This is a genomic window from Acinetobacter gyllenbergii CIP 110306 = MTCC 11365 (assembly GCF_000413855.1).
In the GTDB taxonomy this organism is placed as follows: Bacteria; Pseudomonadota; Gammaproteobacteria; order Pseudomonadales; family Moraxellaceae; genus Acinetobacter; species Acinetobacter gyllenbergii.
In genome coordinates this window covers 18,940-43,021 of sequence record NZ_ATGG01000006.1, presented here as the reverse complement: position 1 = coordinate 43,021, position 24,082 = coordinate 18,940, and the positions used below count along the sequence as shown (strand labels likewise).

General features: G+C 44.0%; 17 protein-coding genes, 4 tRNA genes and 1 pseudogene. 8 read left to right on the top strand and 14 right to left on the bottom strand.

Translation table 11 applies throughout. The features are described from left to right. Window positions 1-13: 13 nt before the first annotated feature. The 8 genes and pseudogenes from F957_RS18605 to F957_RS18640 all read right to left on the bottom strand — a co-directional run bounded on the left by F957_RS18605 (window position 14) and on the right by F957_RS18640 (window position 9,231). Entirely contained in the window at window positions 14-832 is an 819-nt protein-coding gene (locus F957_RS18605; RefSeq protein ID WP_016542719.1) for a methyltransferase, read from the bottom strand. A 58-nt stretch (window positions 833-890) separates the two neighbouring features. Then, a complete protein-coding gene (gene mraY / locus F957_RS18610) occupies window positions 891-2,009 on the bottom strand; it encodes a phospho-N-acetylmuramoyl-pentapeptide-transferase (protein ID WP_016542718.1) in 1,119 nt (372 codons plus the stop codon). Continuing rightward, window positions 2,010-3,407, bottom strand: coding sequence for a UDP-N-acetylmuramoyl-tripeptide--D-alanyl-D-alanine ligase (locus F957_RS18615; RefSeq protein WP_016542717.1), 1,398 nt, complete (start codon window positions 3,405-3,407; stop codon window positions 2,010-2,012). It lies immediately after the preceding gene. A 22-nt stretch (window positions 3,408-3,429) separates the two neighbouring features. Continuing rightward, on the bottom strand, window positions 3,430-4,929 hold the full coding sequence (locus F957_RS18620; RefSeq protein ID WP_016542716.1) for a UDP-N-acetylmuramoyl-L-alanyl-D-glutamate--2,6-diaminopimelate ligase: 1,500 nt from the start codon (window positions 4,927-4,929) through the stop codon (window positions 3,430-3,432). A 3-nt stretch (window positions 4,930-4,932) separates the two neighbouring features. After that, window positions 4,933-6,766 (bottom strand): annotated as a pseudogene (gene ftsI, locus F957_RS18625) (penicillin-binding protein PBP3). Between the two features lie 10 nt (window positions 6,767-6,776). Continuing rightward, a complete protein-coding gene (gene ftsL, locus F957_RS18630) occupies window positions 6,777-7,115 on the bottom strand; it encodes a cell division protein FtsL (protein ID WP_004657403.1) in 339 nt (112 codons plus the stop codon). 2 nt (window positions 7,116-7,117) lie between these two features. Beyond that, on the bottom strand, window positions 7,118-8,038 hold the full coding sequence (rsmH, locus tag F957_RS18635; RefSeq protein ID WP_016542714.1) for a 16S rRNA (cytosine(1402)-N(4))-methyltransferase RsmH: 921 nt from the start codon (window positions 8,036-8,038) through the stop codon (window positions 7,118-7,120). A 197-nt stretch (window positions 8,039-8,235) separates the two neighbouring features. Continuing rightward, complete coding sequence (locus F957_RS18640; protein WP_016542713.1) at window positions 8,236-9,231, bottom strand: sulfate ABC transporter substrate-binding protein; 996 nt, start codon at window positions 9,229-9,231, stop codon at window positions 8,236-8,238. Window positions 9,232-9,640: 409 nt separating this feature from the next. On the opposite strand from F957_RS18640, the gene F957_RS18645 reads away from it, so the two are divergent. The 7 genes from F957_RS18645 to F957_RS18675 all read left to right on the top strand — a co-directional run bounded on the left by F957_RS18645 (window position 9,641) and on the right by F957_RS18675 (window position 13,818). Further along, window positions 9,641-9,946 (top strand): hypothetical protein, encoded by a 306-nt coding sequence (locus F957_RS18645; protein ID WP_016660116.1) that lies wholly within the window; start codon window positions 9,641-9,643, stop codon window positions 9,944-9,946. Between the two features lie 105 nt (window positions 9,947-10,051). After that, on the top strand, window positions 10,052-11,560 hold the full coding sequence (gene gltX, locus F957_RS18650) for a glutamate--tRNA ligase (RefSeq protein WP_016542711.1): 1,509 nt from the start codon (window positions 10,052-10,054) through the stop codon (window positions 11,558-11,560). Window positions 11,561-11,618: 58 nt separating this feature from the next. Then, a tRNA-Ala gene (locus tag F957_RS18655) sits at window positions 11,619-11,694 on the top strand. Between the two features lie 69 nt (window positions 11,695-11,763). Beyond that, window positions 11,764-11,839, top strand: a tRNA-Glu gene (locus tag F957_RS18660). A gap of 108 nt (window positions 11,840-11,947) precedes the next feature. Then, complete coding sequence (locus F957_RS18665; protein ID WP_016542710.1) at window positions 11,948-13,354, top strand: amino acid permease; 1,407 nt, start codon at window positions 11,948-11,950, stop codon at window positions 13,352-13,354. Window positions 13,355-13,566: 212 nt separating this feature from the next. After that, window positions 13,567-13,642: transfer RNA gene (locus F957_RS18670), tRNA-Glu, on the top strand. 100 nt (window positions 13,643-13,742) lie between these two features. Further along, a tRNA-Glu gene (locus F957_RS18675) sits at window positions 13,743-13,818 on the top strand. Between the two features lie 43 nt (window positions 13,819-13,861). On the opposite strand, the gene F957_RS18680 is transcribed toward F957_RS18675, so the two are convergent. Continuing rightward, a complete protein-coding gene (locus tag F957_RS18680) occupies window positions 13,862-14,797 on the bottom strand; it encodes a hypothetical protein (protein ID WP_004657391.1) in 936 nt (311 codons plus the stop codon). A gap of 177 nt (window positions 14,798-14,974) precedes the next feature. Next, on the bottom strand, window positions 14,975-16,585 hold the full coding sequence (locus tag F957_RS18685; RefSeq protein ID WP_016542709.1) for a hypothetical protein: 1,611 nt from the start codon (window positions 16,583-16,585) through the stop codon (window positions 14,975-14,977). A gap of 229 nt (window positions 16,586-16,814) precedes the next feature. On the opposite strand from F957_RS18685, the gene F957_RS18690 reads away from it, so the two are divergent. After that, window positions 16,815-17,153: a hypothetical protein gene (locus F957_RS18690; RefSeq protein WP_016542708.1), complete on the top strand. Its 339-nt coding sequence runs from the start codon at window positions 16,815-16,817 to the stop codon at window positions 17,151-17,153. A 31-nt stretch (window positions 17,154-17,184) separates the two neighbouring features. Here the strand turns inward: F957_RS18690 and F957_RS18695 are convergent, their stop codons facing one another. From F957_RS18695 to F957_RS18710, 4 genes are all read right to left on the bottom strand, one after another. Then, entirely contained in the window at window positions 17,185-18,129 is a 945-nt protein-coding gene (locus F957_RS18695; RefSeq protein ID WP_016542707.1) for a cation diffusion facilitator family transporter, read from the bottom strand. Between the two features lie 126 nt (window positions 18,130-18,255). After that, the gene (locus F957_RS18700; protein WP_016542706.1) at window positions 18,256-21,423 is read right to left on the bottom strand and encodes an efflux RND transporter permease subunit; all 3,168 of its coding nucleotides are present in this window, start codon (window positions 21,421-21,423) and stop codon (window positions 18,256-18,258) included. Next, complete coding sequence (locus F957_RS18705; RefSeq protein WP_016542705.1) at window positions 21,413-22,645, bottom strand: efflux RND transporter periplasmic adaptor subunit; 1,233 nt, start codon at window positions 22,643-22,645, stop codon at window positions 21,413-21,415. The genes F957_RS18700 and F957_RS18705 overlap by 11 nt, the downstream gene beginning before the upstream one ends. Then, entirely contained in the window at window positions 22,645-24,066 is a 1,422-nt protein-coding gene (locus tag F957_RS18710) for a TolC family protein (RefSeq protein WP_016542704.1), read from the bottom strand. The genes F957_RS18705 and F957_RS18710 overlap by 1 nt, the downstream gene beginning before the upstream one ends. Between the last annotated feature and the right edge of the window lie 16 nt (window positions 24,067-24,082).

The following is a 24,082-nucleotide window of genomic DNA, read 5'->3' as shown; positions in this document are numbered from 1 at the left end:
AAAAAAGAAGCCATCACATTGATGGCTTCTTTTTTTTCTGAAATAAATAAATTTGAAAGGCTGCAGTCGCTGTAAAGCCCTGTACCTGCTCTAAGGCGTTACGGCGCTCAGGATTGGCTTTGTAGGCATATGGCGTCATCGCAATTAAGTTCTTTAATGCTTGCTGATCCAATTGCATGGGTGCTTCAACGATCTGTGCTTGCATTAACTCAAACTGAGCATCCAACTGCTGCACAAACTTCTCTGGCTCATGTAAATTAACTTGCTCAAATAAGGCTTCACGCAAATCATAGAGATGTTTTGGTGCAGGGGTCACCACAATTAAATAACCATCATCACGCAATACTCTTACGATTTCATCTTGCGGTATTGGACTAAACAAACTGGTACAAAGATCCAGTACATGATCCCGAACTGGCAATGTTGCTCCCGTTCCCACCACCCAAGTTACCTTGTCATTTAACTTCGCTGCACGTTGTACCGCTGTTTTAGCAATATCTACGCCAATACATTGCTGGGTATAAGCTTGCATAGCACTGGTGTAATAACCTTCACCACAACCAATGTCCAAGACAGCCTTGGGCTGCAATTGTTGTAACAATGCCACAACTGCGTGTTGTAAGGGTTGATAAAAACCTGCCTGCAAAAACTCACGACGTGCCAATACCGACTCTGGCGTGTCTCCTGGGCTTTTACTATGCTTATGCTGGACCACATGCAAATTGACATAGCCCTGTTTGGCTACATCATAATGATGCCCTTTTTCACACTGCCAAGAATTCGCAACCAAATTCAATGATTGGCGACAAACAGGACACATCAACAAACTCATCTATTTTCTCCAAACATAAAAAAAGCTGGTGATCACCAGCTTCTTTTTGAATCTTGGTTTAACGTAATTTTAGCGTCATTAAGCCCAATACCACGAGGAAAATAGTAATGATCCAGAAACGAATCACGACTTGGGTTTCCTTCCAACCTTGCTTTTCATAATGATGATGCAAAGGGGCCATCAAGAATACGCGCTTATTGCGCATCCGCAATGAACCGATCTGCAAGAACACCGAAACCGCTTCCATCACAAACACACCGCCCATAATGGCAAATACGATTTCCTGACGAACCATCACCGCAATCGTACCAAGCATTGCACCAAGCGCCAAGGCACCGACATCACCCATAAAGACTTGGGCTGGGTGCGCATTGTACCAAAGGAAAGCCAAACCCGCACCGACCATCGCTGAACAGATCACTACCAGTTCAGAGGTATATTTAACATAAGGAATATGCAAATAATTGGCAAAACGGATATCACCAGATAAATAAGCAAATACCCCTAAACCTGCGGCCACCATCACAATCGGCATAATCGCTAAGCCATCCAGACCATCGGTCAAATTGACCGCATTAGATGCGCCATTAATCACCAGATAGGTGAATCCAATAAATGCCAAACCTAATGGGATCGCGGAAAGTGGAATAGAGAGATTTTTAAAGAATGGAATCAACAAATCCAGCATATTCGCGGTATGAACCACACTATCTTGCTGTTTTGCAATGACATATAGTGCAATACCTGCACCAAGCGAAGCCACTGAGGTCCAGAAAAATTTCTTACGTGCAGGCAAACCCGCATTGTCTTTATAACGAACTTTAATCCAGTCATCCGCCCAACCCACAGCACCGAACACCACCATGACGCCCAGCACAATCCAGACATAAGGATTGGATAAATCCGCCCACAATAGCGTACTGATTCCAATCGAAAGCAGGATTAAAATCCCGCCCATGGTTGGGGTCCCCATTTTTTTGGCATGGTTTTCAGGCGCAAAAGAGCTCACCGCCTGACCATATTTTAATGCTTGTAATTTACGAATCATGACAGGGCCTAGCACCAGTCCGATCGTCAAGGCCGTCAGCAAACTCAATAAAGAGCGTAATGTTAAATAACGAACAACTTGAAACGAACTGTTATAGTCCGCCAATTGTTCAAATAACCATAACAACATTTAAATTTTCTCCATCAAGTCAGCCATCAACGTTTCCATATGGGTATAACGAGACCCTTTGAATAGGAAACTCATTGACTGGGGTTGATGTGTTTGGACTAAATTAATTAAAAACGGTAATGCTTCTGTTTGAGAGGCAAAGGCATGTAACTTTGCTGCATTGGCTGAGCCCTGTTGTGCAGCGGTTGCAAACTCCCCGACCACAACCAATTGATCCAGCGGCAACATTGCTAAATCGTGCCCTAAATCATGATGTTCTTGCCAACTGCTTTCACCGAGTTCCCCAATATCTCCCATCACCATGACTTTTAAGCCTTGCTGCTGCAACAAAACCTGTGCTGCTGCACGCATCGAAGTTGGATTGGCATTATAGGTATCATCAATAAATAAATGATTTTGGTGTTGAATAAAGTTTAACCGACCTTTCGCCCCTTGCGCTTGCTCCAGACCTTGTACAATATCATCCAGTGCAATACCAAGCGCGAGTGCAAAAGCAGTCGCTGCAGCGGCATTCTGGACATTATGCGCGCCTGCAAATGGCAAATTCACTGCACGCATCCCCTGTGGTGTATGCAAATTAAATTGCGCCGATTGAGGATGCAGCTGAACTTCGGTTGCAAATACATCACCACCTTCCCCAAAACTCAAGCTTGAATGTGCTTGTGCATTTTGGCGAATGGTCTCACTAAAATCATCCTGCGCAGGGACGATCGCAATCCCTTCAGGCAAGATATGCGCATAGATTTCTGATTTAGCACGGCAAATGCCCTCGCGTCCACCAAACTCACCCAGATGTGCGGTACCAATATTCAAAATGCCTGCCACATGCGGCTGCACCAAATTCGAGGTGTAATCAATTTCACCTTGATGACTCGCGCCCAACTCCATCACAGCATATTGATGCTCAGGACGTAGCTCAAGCAACATCATCGGCACGCCCAAATCATTATTCAGGTTGCCACGGGTAATTAAGGTCGGTGCCAAACGAGATAAAATACTGCCCAACATTTCTTTAGTGGTGGTTTTGCCACTACTACCTGTCAAAGCAATCACTTTGAGCTGTGAATTCTGTTGACGGCGATAAGCACCGAGCTGCCCCAACGCCAGACGGGTATCTTTGACGATCAACTGTGCAATATCTGCATCAACAGGATGTTCGACAATGGCAATTTGACAACCTTGCTTCGCAACTTGCGCGACAAAAGTATGCGCATCAAAACGCTCACCTTTTAAGGCGAGAAAAGCATCACCAGCTTCGGCATGACGTGAGTCGGTTAAAATACGTTTAATTTCACCTTGTGGAATATTGTGCTGAAACCACTCGCCTTGGGTCGCTTGTTGTAATTGTTCTGCGGTCCAAGCTTGTAATGGAACGGTACTGGTCGTTGAAGTATGCATATGCTTTATTTACCTTTTAAGCTTATTGCGCAGAATATGCTGAATCGACAGAATGTGGCTGTGCAGCAATCGCAGACTGCACCTCAACCACATCATCAAACCAGTGACGAACCCCATCAATCTCTTGATAGTTTTCATGTCCCTTACCTGCAATCACCACAATATCACCCGCTTGAGCTTGTGCGACCACAAATTTAATCGCTTCACGACGATCATGAATTTCATGCATCTCATGTTCTGCGAAATTGATGCTTTGCTTCATATCCGCAAAAATCTGTTCAGGATTTTCAGTTCGCGGATTATCCGAGGTAAGCACAACGGGATTGGCATGATCCAATGCAGCCTGTGTCATCAATGGACGTTTGCCACGATCCCGGTCGCCACCACAACCAAATACCGCCCAAAGCTGACCCGTGACATGACGCTTTAATGTCGTTAATACCTGAATCAAGGCATCAGGGGTATGTGCATAATCCACCACAAATAAACGCTCTGCATCCTGAATCACCTGCATACGCCCCGGTGCACCTTGGAGCTGCGGTACAAACTGGACTAAATCTGCCAAGCTAAAACCGGCATACTCTGCCGCAATCAGGCTGGCCAATAAATTCTCAACATTAAACTGCCCAAGTAATGGACTTTGCACCACATAGTGACCTGTCGGAGCAATTAACGTAAAACTTGCTCCACTCAAACGATATTGCAAATCCGCAATATAATAATCCGCTGTCGTCTGAGTCAAAGAATAAGTCAGAATTTTAGGTTGTGCTGGATTGGCTTTCGCAGCATTCAACATCAGATGTGCATATGCATCATCAAGATTAATGACCACAGCCTTTAAAGTTGTGAATTTGAATAACAAAGCTTTAGCTTCGGCATACGCCTCCAAAGTCCCGTGATAATCCAAATGATCACGGCTTAAATTGCTATACACCGCGATTTCAAGTTCACAGCCATTCAGGCGGCCTTGCTCCAAACCATGAGAGCTAGCTTCCAATGCCACAAAGCTTGCCCCCTGTTTAGCATAATCATGCAGGGCGAGTTGTAATTGTAAAGCATCCAAAGTGGTATGTGTTGATGGGGTTAAATTCGGCAAAATCCCATTACCCGTGGTGCCCATGACTGCGCAACCCTTGCCTTGTGAACTCACCAACTCTGCGATTAGACGTGAAATCGTGGTTTTACCATTGGTTCCTGTGACTGCAATTCCACGCAATGTGGTTACAGGATCAACCGCTTGCAAATATTGCTTTTGCCACTCACCCATCAAATAGCGCACATCTGGACAAACCCACTCATTCGCAAAACCTAAAGCAGTCTCGCTAATGATCGCCAATGCACCTGCATCCAAAGCATTTTGTGCAAATTGGCGGGTTTTTTCAGGTTGGCTATAACTACTCAGTGCAATAAAAATCTGCCCTTGTTCAACCTTGCGACTGTCTAGACAAAAGCCTTGAAAAGGCTGTGTATACCAAGCCGCATCGATGTTGATCGGATGTATCTGTTGAAAACGAATCGACATAATCTACCTACGGATTGGATTTTATAGAAGTATCAAGGGGCTTATCTAAAGGTACGTTCAGTAAACGTAAGGACTCTTGCATAATACGTGCAAATACGGGTGCTGCCACCAAACCACCGTAGTAGCGACCTTGTGGATTTTCAACCACCACAATCATGGCTAAACGAGGATCACTGATCGGCGCAACCCCTGCAAATAAAGCACGATATTCGCTGTTTGAATAGCCTTTACGGTCGGCACGTAATTTATGTGCCGTCCCTGTTTTACCGCCGACACGATAACCGGGGATTACCGCTTGTTTCGCGGTTCCGCCTGGCATGGTTACTTGTTCAAGCATGGTCAGTACTTGATCCGCAATTTTAGGGGCTAAGACTTGCGTACCTTCAGGGGCTTTGTCTAACTTACGCAAGCTCAGGGGCATTTGCACACCATGATTCGCCAACATGGCATAACCTTGTGCGACCTGCAAAATGGTCGCATTCAAGCCATAACCATAGGCCATGGTCCCTAATTGAGACGGATTCAGCTTATCGCCTGAATAGAGTAAACCAGCACTTTCACCTGGGAATTTAACCGCCGAACGATGCCCAAAGCCCGCACGTCTAAAGAAAGACGGTACCGTATCTTTAGGTAAAGAGAGTGCAATCTTGGCCGAACCGACGTTCGAAGATTTAATAATCACGCCAGAAACTGTTAAGGCACCATAGTTATGCGTATCACGAATGGTATGCCAACCTAAACGCATTGAACCTGGTGAAGTGTTGACGATGGTATTTGGGGTATATTTACCACTTTCCAACGCCGCAGCCACGGTAAAAGGTTTCATGGTTGAGCCTGGCTCAAACATATCAATCGCGCCACGGTTACGCATCGCATCTTTGTTGCTAAGACCATTTTTATCATTCGGGTTATACGATGGCCAACTGGTCATCGCCAAAATTTCACCCGTTTTGACATCCACCGCAATCGCCGTTGCTGAGCGGGCATTATTGGCCACACCTGCCGCAGTCAATTCACGGTACATAATATATTGCAAACGCGAGTCGATACTCAGGGTGACATTTTCACCCGACTCGACTTCTTTAATGACTTCAGAAACTTTGAGGCGGTTGCCCTTTTTATCCCGAATAATTTTTTGCTCGCCATCAACACCTGACAACTGTTTATTCAGCTGCATTTCCAAGCCTTCAATCCCGACCCCTTCACTATTGGTCAACCCAATAATCTGAGCATTCGGTTGCGGCTGCGGATAGTAGCGCTTATAGCTTTTCTCAGCATAAACACCCTGGAAATTACGCTTGGTGATCAAGTCCGCTTGTTGCGGTGGAATTTCTTTTTGTAAGACCAAATAGCGTGAGCGTGGACGCGCCTGCATTTGTTTTTTCAAATCTGCACGATCAACCCCAACAGCATCTGCCAACTCATCAAGATTCAAGTTTTTATCAGGCAATTGGCGTTTTAATTTACGGTTATTCGGATCTTTTTTCAGCTCCGCGGTAATTTCATCAAATTGCTGTTTCGTGTCCCAATAATCTCTCGGGTCAATCACAATTTTCATGATCGGCGTACTAATCGCCAAAGGTACGCCGTGACGATCACTGATCACGCCACGCATCGCCTCCAATCGCTCCGTCCGCAGAATATTGGCATTGGCTTTATTTTGCAGAAAGTCTTTATTGACCACCTGCACATAGAAAGCACGCGCAATCAGCACCACAAAGCACAGCAGCACAGTGCCCCAAAGCAAGTAAAATCGCCACATATCTAAAGTAAGGGTCGGTCTTTCAGAAATGGACTGCTGTTTTTTTCGTATTGGTTTGCTTCGCTTATCTGCCATACAGCATGCCTTATTTATCTTGCTTTGAAGTCATAGGTAAAGAAATCACAACCGTCTGTGTCGCTGGTGGTGAGAACATACGGAGTTGCGTCACTGCGCGTGAACCGATCTGGGCGGTTGCCCCAAAGGTTTGCTGCTCAATCAATAAACGCCCCCATTCTGCGTTTAAATCATCTCGTTCACGCATATATGCACTCAAGTCACGATAATCATGACGATATTCAAATACCTGAAATACCACCATCATTGCACTGGTGAACACCAGTGCAACGAGTACAGCATAAACAGCAACCTTTTTCAGTCCCTTTCTGCTACTTGATATCACGTCATCATCATTGTTGTTGTTCATTCTCAGCCTTTTTGCTCTAAACGCTCTGCCACACGTAGCCACGCACTACGTGAACGAGGATTTGCTTTTACTTCTGCTTCACTCGCACGAATACGAGAGACTTTCTTTAAACGTCGAGTATCCACCTGTGCTTGAGGCATGCCCCAACCCGAATCTTCAGGTAAGCTCGATTCTTTTTGGATAAACTGCTTAATTAAACGATCTTCCAAAGAATGAAAGCTAATCACGGCCAATTGCCCCGTTGCTTTTAACAAACTGACAGCTTGCGGTAAAAAGCTCTCGATATCATCAAGTTCTTTGTTAATGGCAATACGAATCGCTTGGAAGGTTCGTGTGGCAGGATGCTTATGCTTTTCCCACTTTGGATGTGCTGTTTTGACCACCTCTGCCAGTTGTGCCGTTGTGGTCATTTCCCCTGCCAGTTTAATCGCTTTGGCAATACGGCGGCTATAACGTTCTTCACCATATTGGTAAATAATATTTGCGAGTTTTTCTTCTTCAATTTCAAGTAACCATTGTGCAGCTGTTGGGCCTTGCGAATTGTCCATACGCATATCCAGTGGCCCGTTTTGCATAAAGCTAAAACCACGTTCTGCCTGATCGAGTTGTGGTGATGAAACCCCAAGGTCCGCCATGATCCCATCCACTTCAGTGATGCCAATGTTGGCAAGTTCTGTTTGAATATCGGCAAAACTGGCATGAATGATTTTAAAGCGCGAGTCTTCTTGTTCTAATTGTGCAGCAACTTCAAGGGCTTGTGGATCTTTATCAAAAGCATAGACACGCGCATTGGCATCTAATTTGGACAGTAATAGCTGGGTGTGTCCGCCACGACCAAAAGTCGCATCAACAAAAATACCAGTATCGCGACCTGCCAATACGCCATCAACGGTTTCATGAAGTAAGACAGAAATATGCGACATAAGAAAAGAATCAACAGCTGAAAATGTAACTGCACATTATCACCTTGTTTTATGCCAGTACCAAACGACTTTTTGTAGAGAATTCTTAACTTTTCATAGATAAAACCGTTTTCTTATCATTTTTCAGTCAATAAAAAAGCAAATACAGTTGGTATTTGCTTTTTCAATTTTTGCAATATGTTGAGTACGGATCTGGTTTATGGTTTTTCCGCATAAATCTGATCAAATATCGCACCATTTACAAAATGGGTTTTTTGCGCCTTTGCCCACCCACCAAACACGTCATTAATTTTGAACAATTGAATCTTTGGAAATTGTTGTGCATATTTTGCCGCAACTTGAGGATTACGCGGGCGGAAATAATATTTCGCAGCCAAATCCTGCCCTAATGGTGAATAAAGGAAATTCAAGTAACCACGCGCTAGCTGACGGTTGCCATTTTTATCGACGGTTTTATCAACAATCGCAACTGAAGGCTCTGCCAAAATCGAAATTGATGGATACACAATTTCATACTTATCTTTACCTAAGCCTTGAGTTGCCAATAAAGCCTCATTTTCCCAAGACAACAGCACATCACCAATACCTCGCTCAGCAAAAGTGGTTAAGGAGCCGCGCGCACCTGAATCCAAGACTTTGACATTTTGATAGAGCTTTTTCACCAATTCACGGGCTTTCGCATCGTTACCACCCGGTTGTTTAAGTGCATAACCCCATGCCGCCAAATAAATCCAGCGTGGCGCTCCACCTGTTTTCGGGTTCGGAGTAATGATTTCAACACCTGGCTTGGTCAAGTCATTCCAGTCACGAATATTCTTGGGGTTGCCTTTACGCACCAAAAACACCACCGTTGAAGTGTATGGTGCCGAATTGTCTTTAAATTGTTTTTGCCAGTCTTTACGAATTAAACCTGCATTGGCAATTTCATCAATATCATTGGCCAAGGCCAAGGTCACCACATCCGCTTGCAAGCCATCGATGACTGAACGCGCTTGTTTACCCGAACCACCATGCGACTGCTTGAAATCAACCTCTTGCCCTGTTCTTTTTTTCCAGTACTGACCAAATGCCTGATTATATTCTTGATAAAATTCACGTGTCGGATCATAAGACACGTTTAAAAAAGTGGTTGCCGCTTGTGCCACACTATTTAGACCCAGCGCCAGCAATGCCGCTGCAATAACTGTTTTCATTTATTCTTTCTCATTTCGCCCCGTTTGTCACCACTATATTTCTTTAAAAATAATTTACAATCATATAGTTATATCAATTAATTTATTACTATTCTGTTTTTAAGATATAGCCACAGCCTGTATTTCCTGCATTAAAAAAAATACTCAAGCAGTTATTTTTATGTCAAAATGAGAAAAATTATCATTCTCCACTTTTTCTACACATTTGCTTGCTAAATTCCACTTGTATACAAAGTAGTCGTTTTGCTATAAATACATGGCAGCATGTGTCAAATTTTAATATTTTTGTAAAAAGTGTGACGTAGTTATACTTTTTTATTAAGATTTATGTTTAAATCGTATTATTAAAGCAATACTATAGTTGTTTGGTTAGTCTTGTAGACTCAAAATCATGAAGGGGATGTGAGCAATGCGAGCATTAAAATTGAAAAAAGCACTGAGCCTAAGCATATTTCTAGCAGCGTCTGTTCAAATGGGACATGCAGCGGCAATTAAAGAAACGAACAACATAAAAACCATTGATAAATCTTCTTCGAGCCTGATCGTAAAAGCGCTTGATCAGCAAAAACGTAATACCAGCATGTTGCCATCGACAGATGATGAATTAAAAATGCTGAATACGATTCGTACCACACCGACACAAACCTTCTTTGCAAGTCAGCATGAACGTTTTTCCCGTTTCGTTCAAACTATATTCCAACCGCATACCTCTTAAATTTTAAATATGTGCCCCTTCACATATTTAAATCAAGCCTAGTCATGCCGTGACTAGGCTTTTTCGTTATAATCATTTCAATTTAAATTTAAGCTCCGATCATTTATGAAAGTTCGTACCCGTATTGCGCCGTCTCCTACTGGTTTTCCACACGTAGGCACAGCTTATATTGCGTTATTTAATCTATGTTTTGCCAAGCAGCACGGCGGTGAGTTTATTTTACGTATTGAAGATACGGATCAACTTCGCTCAACACCTGAATCTGAAAAAATGATTTTAGATTCTTTACGCTGGTTGGGTTTGAATTGGTCAGAAGGTCCAGATGTAGGTGGTCCACATGCCCCTTATCGCCAATCTGAACGTATGGGAATTTATAAACAGTACGCTTTGGAATTGGTTGAAAAAGGTCATGCTTTCTATTGTTTTGCAACCGCAGAAGAACTTGACCAAATGCGTGCTGAACAACAAGCGCGTGGTGAAACACCGAAATACGACGGTCGTGGATTAAAACTATCACAAGAAGAAGTACAACGCCGTCTTGCTGCTGCTGAACCGCATGTGATTCGTATGAAAGTGCCTGAAGAAGGGATTTGCAAAATCAATGACCTACTGCGTGGTGAAGTGGAAATCCCTTGGGCACAAGTGGATATGCAAGTGCTGCTCAAAACGGATGGTTTACCGACCTATCACCTTGCCAATGTGGTCGATGACCACTTAATGGAAATCACCCATGTCTTGCGTGGTGAGGAGTGGTTACCCTCTGCACCGAAGCATCAATTACTGTATCAATATTTCGGTTGGGACATGCCAACGCTGTGTCACATGCCATTGTTGCGTAACCCAGACAAATCGAAACTGTCTAAACGTAAGAACCCAACCTCAATCAATTACTACCGTGATATCGGTGTTTTACCAGAAGCGTTATTAAATTATTTAGGTCGTATGGGCTGGTCAATGCCAGATGAGCGTGAAGTGTTCACCCTAGAAGACATGATTGAAAACTTTGATGTGCAACGTGTTTCACTAGGCGGACCAATTTTTGATGTTGAAAAACTCAATTGGCTCAATGGTCAGTGGATCAAAGGATTGACACCAGGACAGCTTTTAGACCGTTTATTGACATGGAAAAGTGATCGTCAAACCCTTGAAGATATTGCGGCTGCGATTCAGCCACGTATCAACTTACTCTCTGAAGCCGTCAATTGGGCAGGTTTCTATTTCAACCACATGCCACAAATCAGCAAAGAACAGTTTGAAAGCAAAAAATTGACTGAAGAGCAAGTGCGCCAGAGCCTACAATTTGCGATTTGGCGTTTAGAAAGTCAGTTTAGTTGGAATAATGACACGGTTAGCCAAACCTTGATGGACTTGGCTAATCAAATGGAAATCAAATTACGTGATTTCATGCCAGCCTTCTTTATTGCGATTGCAGGTTCAACCAGTTCAACGCCTGTGATGCAAGCGATGGTCACTCTCGGCCCTGATTTGACTTTTGCACGTTTACGTCATGCCCTAGAACTTGTGGGTGGACCAAGCAAGAAAGAGCTGAAAGTTTGGGAAAAGCTAAATGAATCACTAAAATTGCCGAAAAATGATGCAAATAGTGAGACTTAATCCAGTTTAGTGATTGACGTGTGAGCGCATTCCCCCTAATATTGCGCTCACACATTCTGGGGTCATAGCTCAGTTGGTAGAGCGCTACAATGGCATTGTAGAGGTCAGCAGTTCGATCCTGCTTGGCTCCACCAGATTCTCGAAATCACAACACGTGACCGAGATGAAGTTAGACTTTTAGTCATTTGTGTGTTGCCTCATCTGTCCCTATCGTCTAGAGGCCTAGGACATCGCCCTTTCACGGCGGTAACCGGGGTTCGAATCCCCGTAGGGACGCCATATTCTTATCTAATAATTATATTTTTCTCACAATCTTTCTCAATCAGATTGCACATTTTCGAATTTTCCATAAAATAGCCGCTTCTCTATGCTTGGACAAATTGTCGTATGCAATCTTCCAACTCGAATACGCATTCAGAATCAAAAACATTAAAACGTGCCATGAGCACTCGCCATTTAGTTATGCTTTCTTTAGGCGGTGCAATCGGTACAGGTTTATTTTTAGGTTCTGGTGAAGTTATCGCTCAAACTGGCCCTGTGGGCGCAATTATCGCCTATGTGTTAGGTGGTTTAATTGCCTATATGGTCATGCTCTGCTTAGGTGAGCTTGCTGTACACATGCCTGTTGCTGGATCTTTTGGTGCATACGCTCAAAAATATATTGGTCCAGGCACAGGTTATATGATTTCTTGGGTCTATTGGCTCACGTGGACGGCAACCCTCGGCACAGAATTTACTGCCGCTGCCTTGCTGATGCAGGAATGGTTTCCACATATTTCGATGTGGATTTGGACCATTATCTTTGCAGTCACCATTTTAGGACTCAACCTCACTTCAACCCGAATGTTTGCCGAATCCGAATTCTGGCTGGCACTGGTTAAAGTCGTGACCGTGATTGCCTTTATCATTTTAGGTTTGTTGGCAATTTTCGGTTTGATTTCATTCAATGGTTATGAGTCAGCACCGTTATTCCATAACTTGACCGCACACGGCTGGTTCCCGCAAGGGCTAATCCCCATCTTTACCACCATGCTGATTGTTAACTTCGCCTTTTCAGGTACAGAGTTAATTGGTGTGGCTGCAGGTGAAACCAAAGATCCAGCTGAAAATGTGCCAAAGGCCATCAATGCCGCAATCTGGCGTTTATTGATTTTCTTTGTGGGGACCATTATTGTGATCAGCGCCCTACTGCCATTCCAAGTCGCTGGCTTAGGGGGAGAAGGGGTTAGTAGCAGTCCTTTCGTCACGGTATTTAACTACATTGGTATTCCTTATGCCGATGATATTATCCGTTTCGTGATTATTACCGCACTCCTGTCTGCTGCCAATTCAGGTCTCTATGCGGCATCACGCATGATGTGGTCTTTGTCAGATCAACGCCAGCTCCCAAGTGTTTTCTCACGCTTATCAAAAAGTGGTACACCGATTATTGCATTGGTCGTGACCATGTTTGGCGCGATTCCAGGTCTGTTATCAGAGCATTTTGCGCCTGAGACGATTTTTAAGAACTTATTGGGCGTTGCGGCATTTACCATGGTCATCGTGTGGATGAGTATTTGCTGGAGTCAATTTAACTTCAGACGCCAATGGTATAAAGCGGGTCATACAGCAAAAGATTTAAAATTTGCTGCTCCCCTTTATCCGATTGTACCGATCTTAGGCTTTATCTTCTGTTTTATTACAGGTTTAAGTATGGCAGCAGACCCTGAAATGCAAGCGGGCTTTATTGGCTGCTTATTATTTATCGCAGCTTGCTATTTAAGTCATTACGTTTTTTATCGTCATCGTAAATAAGCAATACGCAAAAAAATGCAGCTTAGACTGCATTTTTTTATGTCTGTTAAAACCCACATTTTCTCGGTATTTTTTGCTTAACTGCTTATTTTTGATTATTTATTCCGCAACATGTTTTATTTTTAGACACTTATCCGCTTTTTTTAGATTTTCTTGAGAAAAGTGTTTGACACCCTATCTAATTCACCCTAATATACGCCCACCTCTGAAACGTCCCTATCGTCTAGAGGCCTAGGACATCGCCCTTTCACGGCGGTAACCGGGGTTCGAATCCCCGTAGGGACGCCACTAAATTCGAGGAAAAGCAAAGACAAAATCTTTGCCGAGAATTTAGGCCTAGCGATCAATATGTTTTACATACGACGCTCAGGTAAATTTCCTCAGATATGTCCCTATCGTCTAGAGGCCTAGGACATCGCCCTTTCACGGCGGTAACCGGGGTTCGAATCCCCGTAGGGACGCCAAATTCTGAAAAAGCCACTGCATTGACAGTGGCTTTTTTATTGCCTATTCAGTTCCAATCCCGACCTGAACTTCTAGTCGTCCAGACTGTACTCGTAGGCCACGGATCTCGAATTGATCAACCAGTTGTTGTACCAATTCACGGCTTTCTTGCAAGATATTTAAACCTGGTAAAATACTAAAATCGGTCAGGTTTAATAACTTATCTACCATCCACGAACGGTTATTAATGAAATCAATAAAGCCCGCTTCTTCCAAGTCGATATACCATAAGCGATGCCCTTCTTTTTGAATACCAGGCACATCACGAATCAGATGATTGATTAAGAATGGAATCGGTAAAGAATTAATTAACTCGAAGCTCACATTCCCAACACGACGTGCCGCCCAATTAGTTAAAGTGCCGCCATGGCGAATTTGTAGATCAAGATGTTCATCGACTTGGCGCAAACGTAAATACTTTTCCTGCCCAATACGACACTCTAAGACATTAAATTCGAGTGAAAGACGATACAGAAAACGCCGATAGTGCCCATCCAGTTCAATATGGAAGCGGTCATTACCACACTCAATTTTAATATCGTCAATTTCGCTACGATCCATGCGTTTGCGAATCTGATTATTCAGCAACATCTCAGGTAAATATAGGGTCAGACTGCTTTTTCCCAAAGAAGCTCTGGCCATGGCTAAAGCAACCTGACGTGCCGCTTCACTGGTCTCCGAGACCATATCACGTACAGTATTGCGCACCCCTTCGACACCGCGTTTGGTGTGATGCGTGACATGATCCAAGGCATCTAGTGCGGCATCTGCCACCCCCGCAATATTACGTGAAGTATCGCTGGCAAATTCCACCGCATCCTGTGCATGCTGCAATGTTTTATTAATCAGTCGACGTGATAATGATGGTTTCTCAGCAGAGACTTCCGCATCCGCTGGCATAATATCGAACATCGCCTTTTTATCATCTTGTCGATTCAAGATGCTCTCCCTCTTCCCTTTCTTACCAGCTCATTTCTTATGAGCATCAATCTGCTTTCTGAACTTATTAGATGTTTTTCTGTAGATTAGCATGCTCTGCACTGCGATTTGCGTCTTTTTGTTGCATCGCTTCAAATTATTTACTACTTCAGAGCAACATCACTTTTACATACAATTCTATGGCTCATCAGCTTCACTAGGTATTGATCGATCTTCAGCACTCAGCGTCTGCATCTGACTGAAACGCAGCGCTTTATAGTGTGCCAATGCTGATTCAAGCTGCTGTACTTTCTCTTGTCCAATACCAAAATTAGGGAGTTCACGTAATGCCACCCATGCGGCTTGCATCTGCTCAAACTCACTGCCTTTAACCAGTTTTAGCGCCATCCAATCAGCGAGATCCTGCACGCGTTTTTGCATTTCAAACTGCAAGGCAAATAATCCACTGCTTAAGGCCGATACATCCAATAATCTTAATCCATTCCGCACTTGCTCAAACTGCTGGCTTTGTTGTTGCAAATATGCAGCTAGAACCTCTTGATTGAACCAGACTGCAAAAGCAATCATATCCTGAACAACCACATCACGTTGCTCATAGAGTGCATTCCGTTCAGGATGCTGTTTATTCAAACGGATATCACCTAAATATGCCATCAAGCCTTGTTGCAAGATGATCTGAATATGGCCCAGATCAAAATCATAGTTTGACTTCGATTCAATTGGAGTCAGTTGAGTAAGTAACACCTCATACTGAACAGGTTGCTGTAATAAGCACAAAATCTCTGCATTCTGTTGGATGGCTTGCCATAAACAAGTCAGCGGTAGATCAACTTGCTCTGTACTGCTCGTACCCTGTTCCAGAAAACGCTGCCATGCGGCTTGCATCGTGTTCTGCTGAACTAAACTTGTGAGTACACGCTGTGCTGTTAAAAGCTGTGGTGCAGTTGCAATCACATCCCGACTATAAGGAATATGCGATGGCTTAGCGCCAAAAATGCCATTTAAGGATTTCCCCAGCGAATTTAGACCACGTCCCATATCTGCCAATAAATTGGTATTTGAAGCTCGTGTCCGCAGTATCGACTCGGGTAACAACAAACTGACCGCACGCTGTAATCGCTGGGCCTGATTTTTCTGGTCAATCGGTTTCAGATGATGGAGCAACAGATGTAACGCATATTCGACATCACTCAGCTGCGACAGATATTCAGGCTGATTGCGACTCAACAGACAATCAATATAAGCATAAAAAGCAGTTTCATTGCGTTGCGGTGATTGTTGTGCCGCCCATTCATAGTATTCAATTGCTTGGCTATATTGTGCAGCCCCTGCGTAGGCTTTGGCCAGTGCAATCGCATGTTGCGCACTTGGATAATGTCGTTGGAAATAATGCAAAAGGTCAATTTTCGGTTGTTGATCGAGACAGCGATCCAACTGACGTAGATAGCCATTGATATGTTGCTGATTCGGCTGAGTCTCAATAAAATTCAGACGATAAACCAAACACTGCTCATACCATGCATATTTACGCGCATGTGACTCATAAGCACTCAGTAGCTCACCTTCAATCAACTCAATTAATTGGCTGGCATAGAGCAGGTCTTCATCATTCTCATGCCTGAATTGCCATTGCTTGGGTAAAGTCACCTTAAATAAACGCAACAGAAAATGCGCACTGAGATCAGGGCTTTGCATCGTCACCAACATCAACTTATCTTGGCTGGAGAGATGTTCTTTGCCCTTCTGAATGCGAGATAAACGCAATTTTAGAATTTTGGTGCTTAACATGCGTTTCCTTTCGCATTATTCAACCCACTCATGTTGCAACTTAGCAGACTGCCCCGAGTTTTGCGAATGGCTTTAGACGAGCTGTCGCAAGGTTTTTAGGCAAATCTAAACGTCGGCTTGGGGGACAGGATAAACAATAAAATAAGTAAATTTATGTATTTGAAAGGCTCAAGATTTTTGCTTTTGCATAATTTTCGCTAAAATAGTCAAAACAGAATAGGAATCCTTTATGCAATACCGTTGCCCTAAATGTCAAAGCGTGAAAATTATGCCTGCCAGTCAGGGTGCTAACAGCCCTCGTCCGAATGTACCTAAAAGTTTAGTGCTTCTGGTTCCTGCCATTTTTATTTTATTAATTTTGGTCTTGATTAGTGTTGCAATGTGGATTTTTGGTAATGGTGCGGGTCAAGGTCTGCAAATTGCAACCGTTGTGGTGTTTGCAATCTGTGTGACTGCAGGTGTTCTGTTCTGGCGTGATCTACCTGATTTTAAAATTTCAATGCAAGCCTTTATGCAAGCACAAAAACATTGGAAATGCCGTGACTGCAACAACGAATGGCAGAATTAATTATTATTCCAAAACAAATCTTCACATCAGCTTAATGCTGATGTGAAGGATCTTGTTCAGCTTTCTCATCATGTTGATGAGTATGCTGACAATTCATTTCTTCATCATCTTCAATTTGCAAGGTCACCTCAGCAATGCCATGCTCATGCGATAACATTTCAATCGCAGCACGGTGCAATTGATTACGATCAACCTTCGGTGCAAACAGATGCACAGTCAAATGAATATTCTTCGAGGTAATTGCCCAGACCTTTAACTGATGGATACTCTCAACACCATCTAATCCGAGTAAATCATTGCGCAGCTTTTCAATATCCACTTCTTCTGGAACACCTTCCAGCAAGATATTGATACTTTGCTTGAGCAGAATCCATGTTCTCGGCAATACCCAAAAACCAATCGCAACGGCAAGAATAGTATCAACCCAATACCAATTGGTAAAATAGATCACCACAGCACCGACAATAACAGCCACTGAACCGAGTGCATCACTCAACACTTCTAAGTATGCACCTTTCATATTCAGGCTTTCAGCAGCACTGGACATTAACAGCTTCATGGAAATAAGATTAATAATCAAACCTAAGCTCGCCACAATCAACATACCGACACTTTGAATTTCAGGCGGTTGCGTAAAGCGCTGATATGCTTCATACAAAATATACATGGCCACAAAGAATAGCATTGAGGCATTAAATAAGGCGGCAAGAATTTCAAAACGCTGATAACCAAAAGTCCGTTTGTTATCTGCTGGACGTTTGGCAATTTTAATCGCCACTAAAGCAATCGCCAATGCAGCAGCATCGGTAAACATATGTGCTGCATCAGACAGTAACGCTAAACTCTGGGTGATTAAACCCGCAACCACTTCGACCACTAAGAAAGTTGAAGTCAGTATCAGCGCAATGGTGAGTTTTTTGATATTACCTTCAGTGACCGCTGCATGACTATGGTCATGCCCTTGATGTCCACCCATGTTGGACTCCTTATCATAATTAAATAAGACCTGTTGCAGTCTTAAAGTCAGCCAAAGCGGAAATCGCTTTGGCTGGTTCAGATTCTTCTTAATAAAGTGCTTCATTAAGAAGATAGCATAAACAGATTAAATTGCACTTTCCTGACGTTTACTTTGTTTCGCTTCATTCATCCAACGATACACCACTGGCAAAATCAGCAAGGTCAGTAAAGTGGATGAAATAATCCCGCCAATCACTACAGTGGCCAGTGGGCGCTGAACTTCTGCCCCTGTACCGGTGGCAATCGCCATTGGGATAAAGCCAAGCGATGCGACAAAAGCGGTCATCAAGACAGGGCGCAAACGTAATACCGCACCATGCCATGTGGCGTAATGAACATCATATTGCTCACGCAATTCTTTAATGAAGCTCAGCATCACCAGACCATTCAGCACTGCAACACCAGAGAGCGCAATAAAACCGACACCTGCTGACATCGACAAGGGGATATCGCGTAACCACAGCGCCACCAAACCGCCCGATAGGGCAAATGGCACGCCACTAAACACCAGCAAGCTTTCTTTAAAGTTATTAAACACCGCCATCAACAAAACGAAGATCATCAGCAATGCCAATGGCACCACAATCTGCATTCTGGCTTTTGCCGAGGCCAGATTTTCAAACTGACCGCCATAACCGAGCCAATAACCGCTTGGTAATTTTTGCTGAGATAATTTCTGCTGCATCTCCCCCACAAATGAACCTAAATCACGGTCGCGTACGTTGGTGGTGACCACAACACGGCGCTTGCCATTTTCACGACTGACTTGCGCCAAGCCTAAAATATTTTCCACTTTTGCCACATCTTGCAGTTTAATCAAACCACCATTTGGCAGTTGAATTGGCAGCATGGCCAATTGCTGCGGCGTACGCATCACATCATCCAAACGCACCACAAAATCAAAACGACGGTCACCTTGCAAAATCTGTCCAACACTTTGTCCACCAATACTGGCAGCGACCAAGTCCTGAATGGATTTCACGGATAAACCGTATTGCGCCGCCAAAGCATGATCGATATCCACATTGAGTAAAGGTAAGCCATCGGTCTGCTCGACCTTGACTTCACTTGCACCCGTGATGGTTCTCAGGGTTTGAGCAACTTTTTCAGCCTCTTGGTTCAGAACCTGCATATCATCACCAAAGATCTTGACCCCAATATCACTACGGACACCTGAAATCAGTTCGTTAAAACGCAATTCAATCGGTTGTGAAAACTCACTATTGTTGCCTGGGATTTTCTCTACATAGGCCAACATTCGAGTCCGAAGTTCATCGATGGTTTCCGACTTATCTGGCCATTGATCACGCGGTTTTAATAACACCACGGCATCTGAAATATTGGGTGGCATCACATCTGTTGCCACTTCGGCTGTACCCGTACGTGCAAAGATTGCTTTGATTTCAGGGAACTCTGCTAACAATTGTTTTTCAACACTTTCCTGAATTTTCAGTGACTCTTCAATTCCGGTACTTGGAGCACGCATTAACTGTAAAGCAAAGTCGCCTTCACTCAGTTGTGGCGCAAACTCACTACCGACACGCGAACCAATCGCAGCCGTTAAGACCAGAATGGTAATCGCACCGGCCACGACCACATAACGGAATGCATAAGCTTTATCCAGTAGGCTTTCATAACTGCTTTTTAACGTCGCCATCCAGCGACTTTCTTTCTCTTTGACCTCACCAGTAACAAATAGCGCCACTGCTGCTGGAACGAAAGTCACCGATAAAATAATGGCACCGATCAAGGCCAAGACCACCGTCATCGCCATTGGATGGAACATTTTCGCTTCCACACCCGCTAAGGCAAAGATAGGCAAATACACCACCATAATGATGATTTGACCAAAAATCAGTGGACGTCGTGCTTGCTTGGCCGCCAAGAAGACTTCGGTAAAACGTTCTGAACGGGTCAGGAGTCGACCTTTATGGTGCTGTGCCTCTGCCAGCCGTCGGATACAGTTTTCGACAATCACGACTGCACCATCGACGATAATCCCGAAGTCCAATGCCCCTAAACTCATCAGGTTGGCACTGATTTTCTGCTCCGCCATACCAGTTAAAGTGAACAACATGGATAAGGGAATAATACAGGCGGTAATCAATGCCGCACGGAAGTTCCCTAAGAATACAAACAGGATCACAATCACCAAGATTGCGCCTTCAATCAGGTTCTTCGCCACCGTTTTAATGGCTTTGTCGACCAAATTACTACGGTTATATACCGTTTCGACCACCACCCCTTCAGGCAATGAACGTTTAATTTCCTGCATTTTGCTGTCGAGTGCTTGAGCGATGGATTTACTGTTCTCACCCATCATCATCATGGCAATACCCAGTACGGTTTCTTCACCATTATAGGTGGCACCGCCTGTTCTCAGATCATGTCCAATCGAAACCGTTGCAACGTCGGCAACACGGATTGGCAAACCATTCTTGGTGCTGACCGTGACATTCTCAATATCTTGTACAGTTTTCAACATCCCCGGAATACGCACCGTAAGTTGCTGACCATTTTCTTCAATAAAACCCGCACCGCGGTTTTCATTATTTTCAGTGAGTACGGTTTGTAAATCGGTTAACGGAATTTGCAGTTGTTGCAAACGTTTCAGATCAGGAGAAACCACGTAGGTCTTGTTATAACCGCCAATGGTGTTGATTTCTGCAACACCTGGCACACGTTGTAATTGAGGACGAACAATCCAGTCCTGAATTTCACGTAGGTCCATGGCCTGATAAGGCGTACCATCTGCTTTTTTGGCATTCGGTTCAGCCTTAATCACCCATTGATAGATCTCGCCTAGACCAGTTGAAATCGGTGACATTTGTGGATCAATATCATCAGGCAAGGCACTCTTGGCTTCCTGTAAGCGCTGGTTAATCAGCTGACGCGCCCAATAGATATCAGTCCCATCTTTAAAAATCACCGTGACTTGCGATAAGCCATAACGGGAGATCGAGCGGGTTTGCTCCAAATTTGGAATACCCGACATGGCATTTTCAATCGGATAGGTAATCCGTTGTTCAACTTCAGGCGCGGTGAATCCACCCGCTTGGCTGTTAATTTGTACCTGTACGTTGGTAATGTCAGGCACTGCATCAATCGACAATTTTTGGTAGCTATAAATCCCGACCCCGATCCATGCCACTACAAACAGCATGACCCAAATCGCATTGCGGATTGAAAACTGAATAATCCGATCAAACAGACCTTCCGCGGGAGGAAGCTGCAACTTATCGTTAGTGTCCATGCTCAGCCTCTCCCTTCTCGATCTCTGATTTCAAAAGGAAACTACCTTGACTGACATATTGTTGCTTTTCAGTCAGACCCGATTGGATTTCAACCCATAATCCATCACTTGAGTAATTACCCAGTTGTACTGGCGTTGGCGTGAAATGCATTTGGTCTTTTTCTTGCTTAGCAACAAAAACGGTGGCTTTGCCCTCGATCTGCTGAATCGCCGCTTTGGCAACACGGAGTACAGGCTTCTTGTCCGTGCCATCTAATAGTACATTCACCATCAAATTTGGTCGTAATTCTTTGGCTGGGGTTAACACTTTGGCACGTACCTGTAAACGACCCGTTTGTGTATCTGCTGCTGTGGTTAAAGTCTGGATTTGTGCTTTAAAGCTATTATTGGTTTGCAACGACTTAAACTCGATCTGTTGATCGGGTTGGACATTGATGTTATTCACACTTGGTAAAATAAATTCAATCCAAAGTTGATCTAGCTGATCAATCACAAATAACTGCTTATCTGCCGTAATTTGCTCACCTACCACAATATCTTTTAGACTCACCACACCGCTTAAAGGCGCGGTCAAAACATAGCGGCCCTGACTACCATTGGATGCACCCAAGGCAGATAAACGGCTACGCGCAGCTTGTACCTGAATCTGCGCCTGACGATAGGCATTGTAAGCACGTTGATAATCCTGACGTGCAGAAACCCCTTGCTCCCAAAGTTGCTTTTCACGTTGATAATCTTGCTGAGCGAGGGTTAACGCTTCCTGAGCAATACTTAAATTGGCTTGCTGATCCACCAAATCAGGAATAAATAGCGTGGCTAACACTTGCCCCTTCTTGACTTGTTGACCGAGTACCGCATTGACACTTTCCACACGTCCAGCAAAGGTCGCTGAAACATGCGCTTGCTGATCGGTATTGGTGACCAACTTGGCAGGATAGGCGAATTGCTGTCCGACTTCGCCCACACCGACCTGAGCCAGTTTAACCCCGTATTCAGTCATCTGTTTTGGACTAAGATTTAAACTGCCTTCCTCACTTTCCTCAGCATGCCCTGCTTCACCCTCAGCATGCCCTGCCTCACCTTCGCCATGGCTATCAGCCGTAGCAGCATCACTACTGGTTTTGTTCTTGCCTGTGAAAAATAATAATGCGCTGAGGACTAAGCCAACAGCAACAACCAGAATGACCCAAAACCACTGCTTTTTAGATTTATTTGTCGACATTATTCTGCTCCTACTACAGCGGGAAGGCTATTGGTATCTTTCCAAAGGGTTTGATTAATCTGATTTAATGCGTCACTTGAGCTCACCATGCTCGGCTCAATGCCCAGTGCTAAACTCTCTGCATCAATTTGTTTTTGCCAAGCACTCTTGAGTAACTGCACTTTATTTAAACGTTGATCTTGCAATTGCATGGTGGCTTGCTGCACATCGGTAATGGCATATTTACCAACTTTGAAACCAAGCAGCATTTTCTCTTGTACCGTTTCGGACAATGGAATTTGTCGCTGGTTAACCAGATCAAACTGTTGCTTCAGACCAGCCAATTCTGAACTCAAGGTCTGAATCGCATTTAGGTTTTGTTGCTTATAGAACTGTTGCTGCTTGACCAATAAATCTTGTTTGGCATTGGCAATTCGCAATGAATACTGTTGACGATTAAAAATATTCAAAGGGATATCGATTCCCACCCTGAACTTGTTATCGGTCGAATTGGTTTCGGCGCTTTTACTTTGCACCATGCCTAAATTCACGGTTGGATTCGGTCGATTAGATACTTTTAAATAATCGATATTGGCTTTTTGACGCACGATGTCGAGTTGAATGGCACGCTCAAATAAGTTGTTCTGCAAATAATCTTGCAAATCTTTTTGTTGTGGCCAGACATTGCTTGCTTGGGTAGAGAAGCGATTATCGGTACTGCCCCACAGATTTGCCAACTGACGCTTTGCCGTGGCTAAAGCCAGCTCGGTCTGCTGAAATAAACGCTGATTTTCAATATGCGCCATCAAAGTACGATCTAAATCGACCTGCGCAATACTGCCCGCTTTGAGTCTTAAACGTGTCGCGTCTAAAGTGGCTTGACTGGTTTTTAACTGCGCCTGAACCACATCATGTTCCAGCTCTAACACAACTACCTGCGACCACAGATATTTCACTGCCAACTCAAGTTGCGCATTGTATAGCTCTTGGTTGAGACCGACTTGAGAGGCTTGTACATTGGCAAGCTTCACCGCAGCACGACGTTCCCCAAAAATATCAAGCTTCTGCGAAACACCAAACTCCAATTCCTTGTCTTTACCTGACCTGAAATCAGTTTGCTGAATCGAGATACTTGGATTCGCCCATAAACCCGCCTGTTTGACATTGGCCTCAGCAATTCCTTGCTGTGTTTGCCACACCCCCGTGCCAGCCTGATATCGTTTCACATCCTGCAAGATTTGCTCAAAATTCACATTGCGTTGTGCAGCCTGAGTTACAGGCTGCTGATTGGCATCCAGTAAAGATTCTGCGGCAATGGATGGACTCAAAATAGCAGTGCTCAAGGCAAGAGCCAAGACTGACCACGGCAATGACAATTGAGTAGGATTTTTTCGCGTACGCTGCTCAACCGCATGGATACGCTGATTTAAACTAGAAGACATATAAAGCCCCGCAAAG

Excerpts from the sequence above, each read along its gene's own strand:
- F957_RS18685 (WP_016542709.1), bottom strand. The coding sequence starts at position 16,585 with ATGTTAAGCACCAAAATTCTAAAATTGCGTTTATCTCGCATTCAGAAG.
- mraY (WP_016542718.1), bottom strand. The coding sequence starts at position 2,009 with ATGTTGTTATGGTTATTTGAACAATTGGCGGACTATAACAGTTCGTTT.
- F957_RS18620 (WP_016542716.1), bottom strand. The coding sequence starts at position 4,929 with ATGTCGATTCGTTTTCAACAGATACATCCGATCAACATCGATGCGGCT.
- F957_RS18665 (WP_016542710.1), top strand. The coding sequence starts at position 11,948 with ATGCAATCTTCCAACTCGAATACGCATTCAGAATCAAAAACATTAAAA.
- F957_RS18645 (WP_016660116.1), top strand. The coding sequence starts at position 9,641 with ATGCGAGCATTAAAATTGAAAAAAGCACTGAGCCTAAGCATATTTCTA.
- F957_RS18700 (WP_016542706.1), bottom strand. The coding sequence starts at position 21,423 with ATGGACACTAACGATAAGTTGCAGCTTCCTCCCGCGGAAGGTCTGTTT.
- rsmH (WP_016542714.1), bottom strand. The coding sequence starts at position 8,038 with ATGTCGCATATTTCTGTCTTACTTCATGAAACCGTTGATGGCGTATTG.
- F957_RS18690 (WP_016542708.1), top strand. The coding sequence starts at position 16,815 with ATGCAATACCGTTGCCCTAAATGTCAAAGCGTGAAAATTATGCCTGCC.
- F957_RS18695 (WP_016542707.1), bottom strand. The coding sequence starts at position 18,129 with ATGGGTGGACATCAAGGGCATGACCATAGTCATGCAGCGGTCACTGAA.
- ftsL (WP_004657403.1), bottom strand. The coding sequence starts at position 7,115 with ATGAACAACAACAATGATGATGACGTGATATCAAGTAGCAGAAAGGGA.
- F957_RS18640 (WP_016542713.1), bottom strand. The coding sequence starts at position 9,231 with ATGAAAACAGTTATTGCAGCGGCATTGCTGGCGCTGGGTCTAAATAGT.
- F957_RS18710 (WP_016542704.1), bottom strand. The coding sequence starts at position 24,066 with ATGTCTTCTAGTTTAAATCAGCGTATCCATGCGGTTGAGCAGCGTACG.
- gltX (WP_016542711.1), top strand. The coding sequence starts at position 10,052 with ATGAAAGTTCGTACCCGTATTGCGCCGTCTCCTACTGGTTTTCCACAC.
- F957_RS18615 (WP_016542717.1), bottom strand. The coding sequence starts at position 3,407 with ATGCATACTTCAACGACCAGTACCGTTCCATTACAAGCTTGGACCGCA.
- F957_RS18705 (WP_016542705.1), bottom strand. The coding sequence starts at position 22,645 with ATGTCGACAAATAAATCTAAAAAGCAGTGGTTTTGGGTCATTCTGGTT.
- F957_RS18605 (WP_016542719.1), bottom strand. The coding sequence starts at position 832 with ATGAGTTTGTTGATGTGTCCTGTTTGTCGCCAATCATTGAATTTGGTT.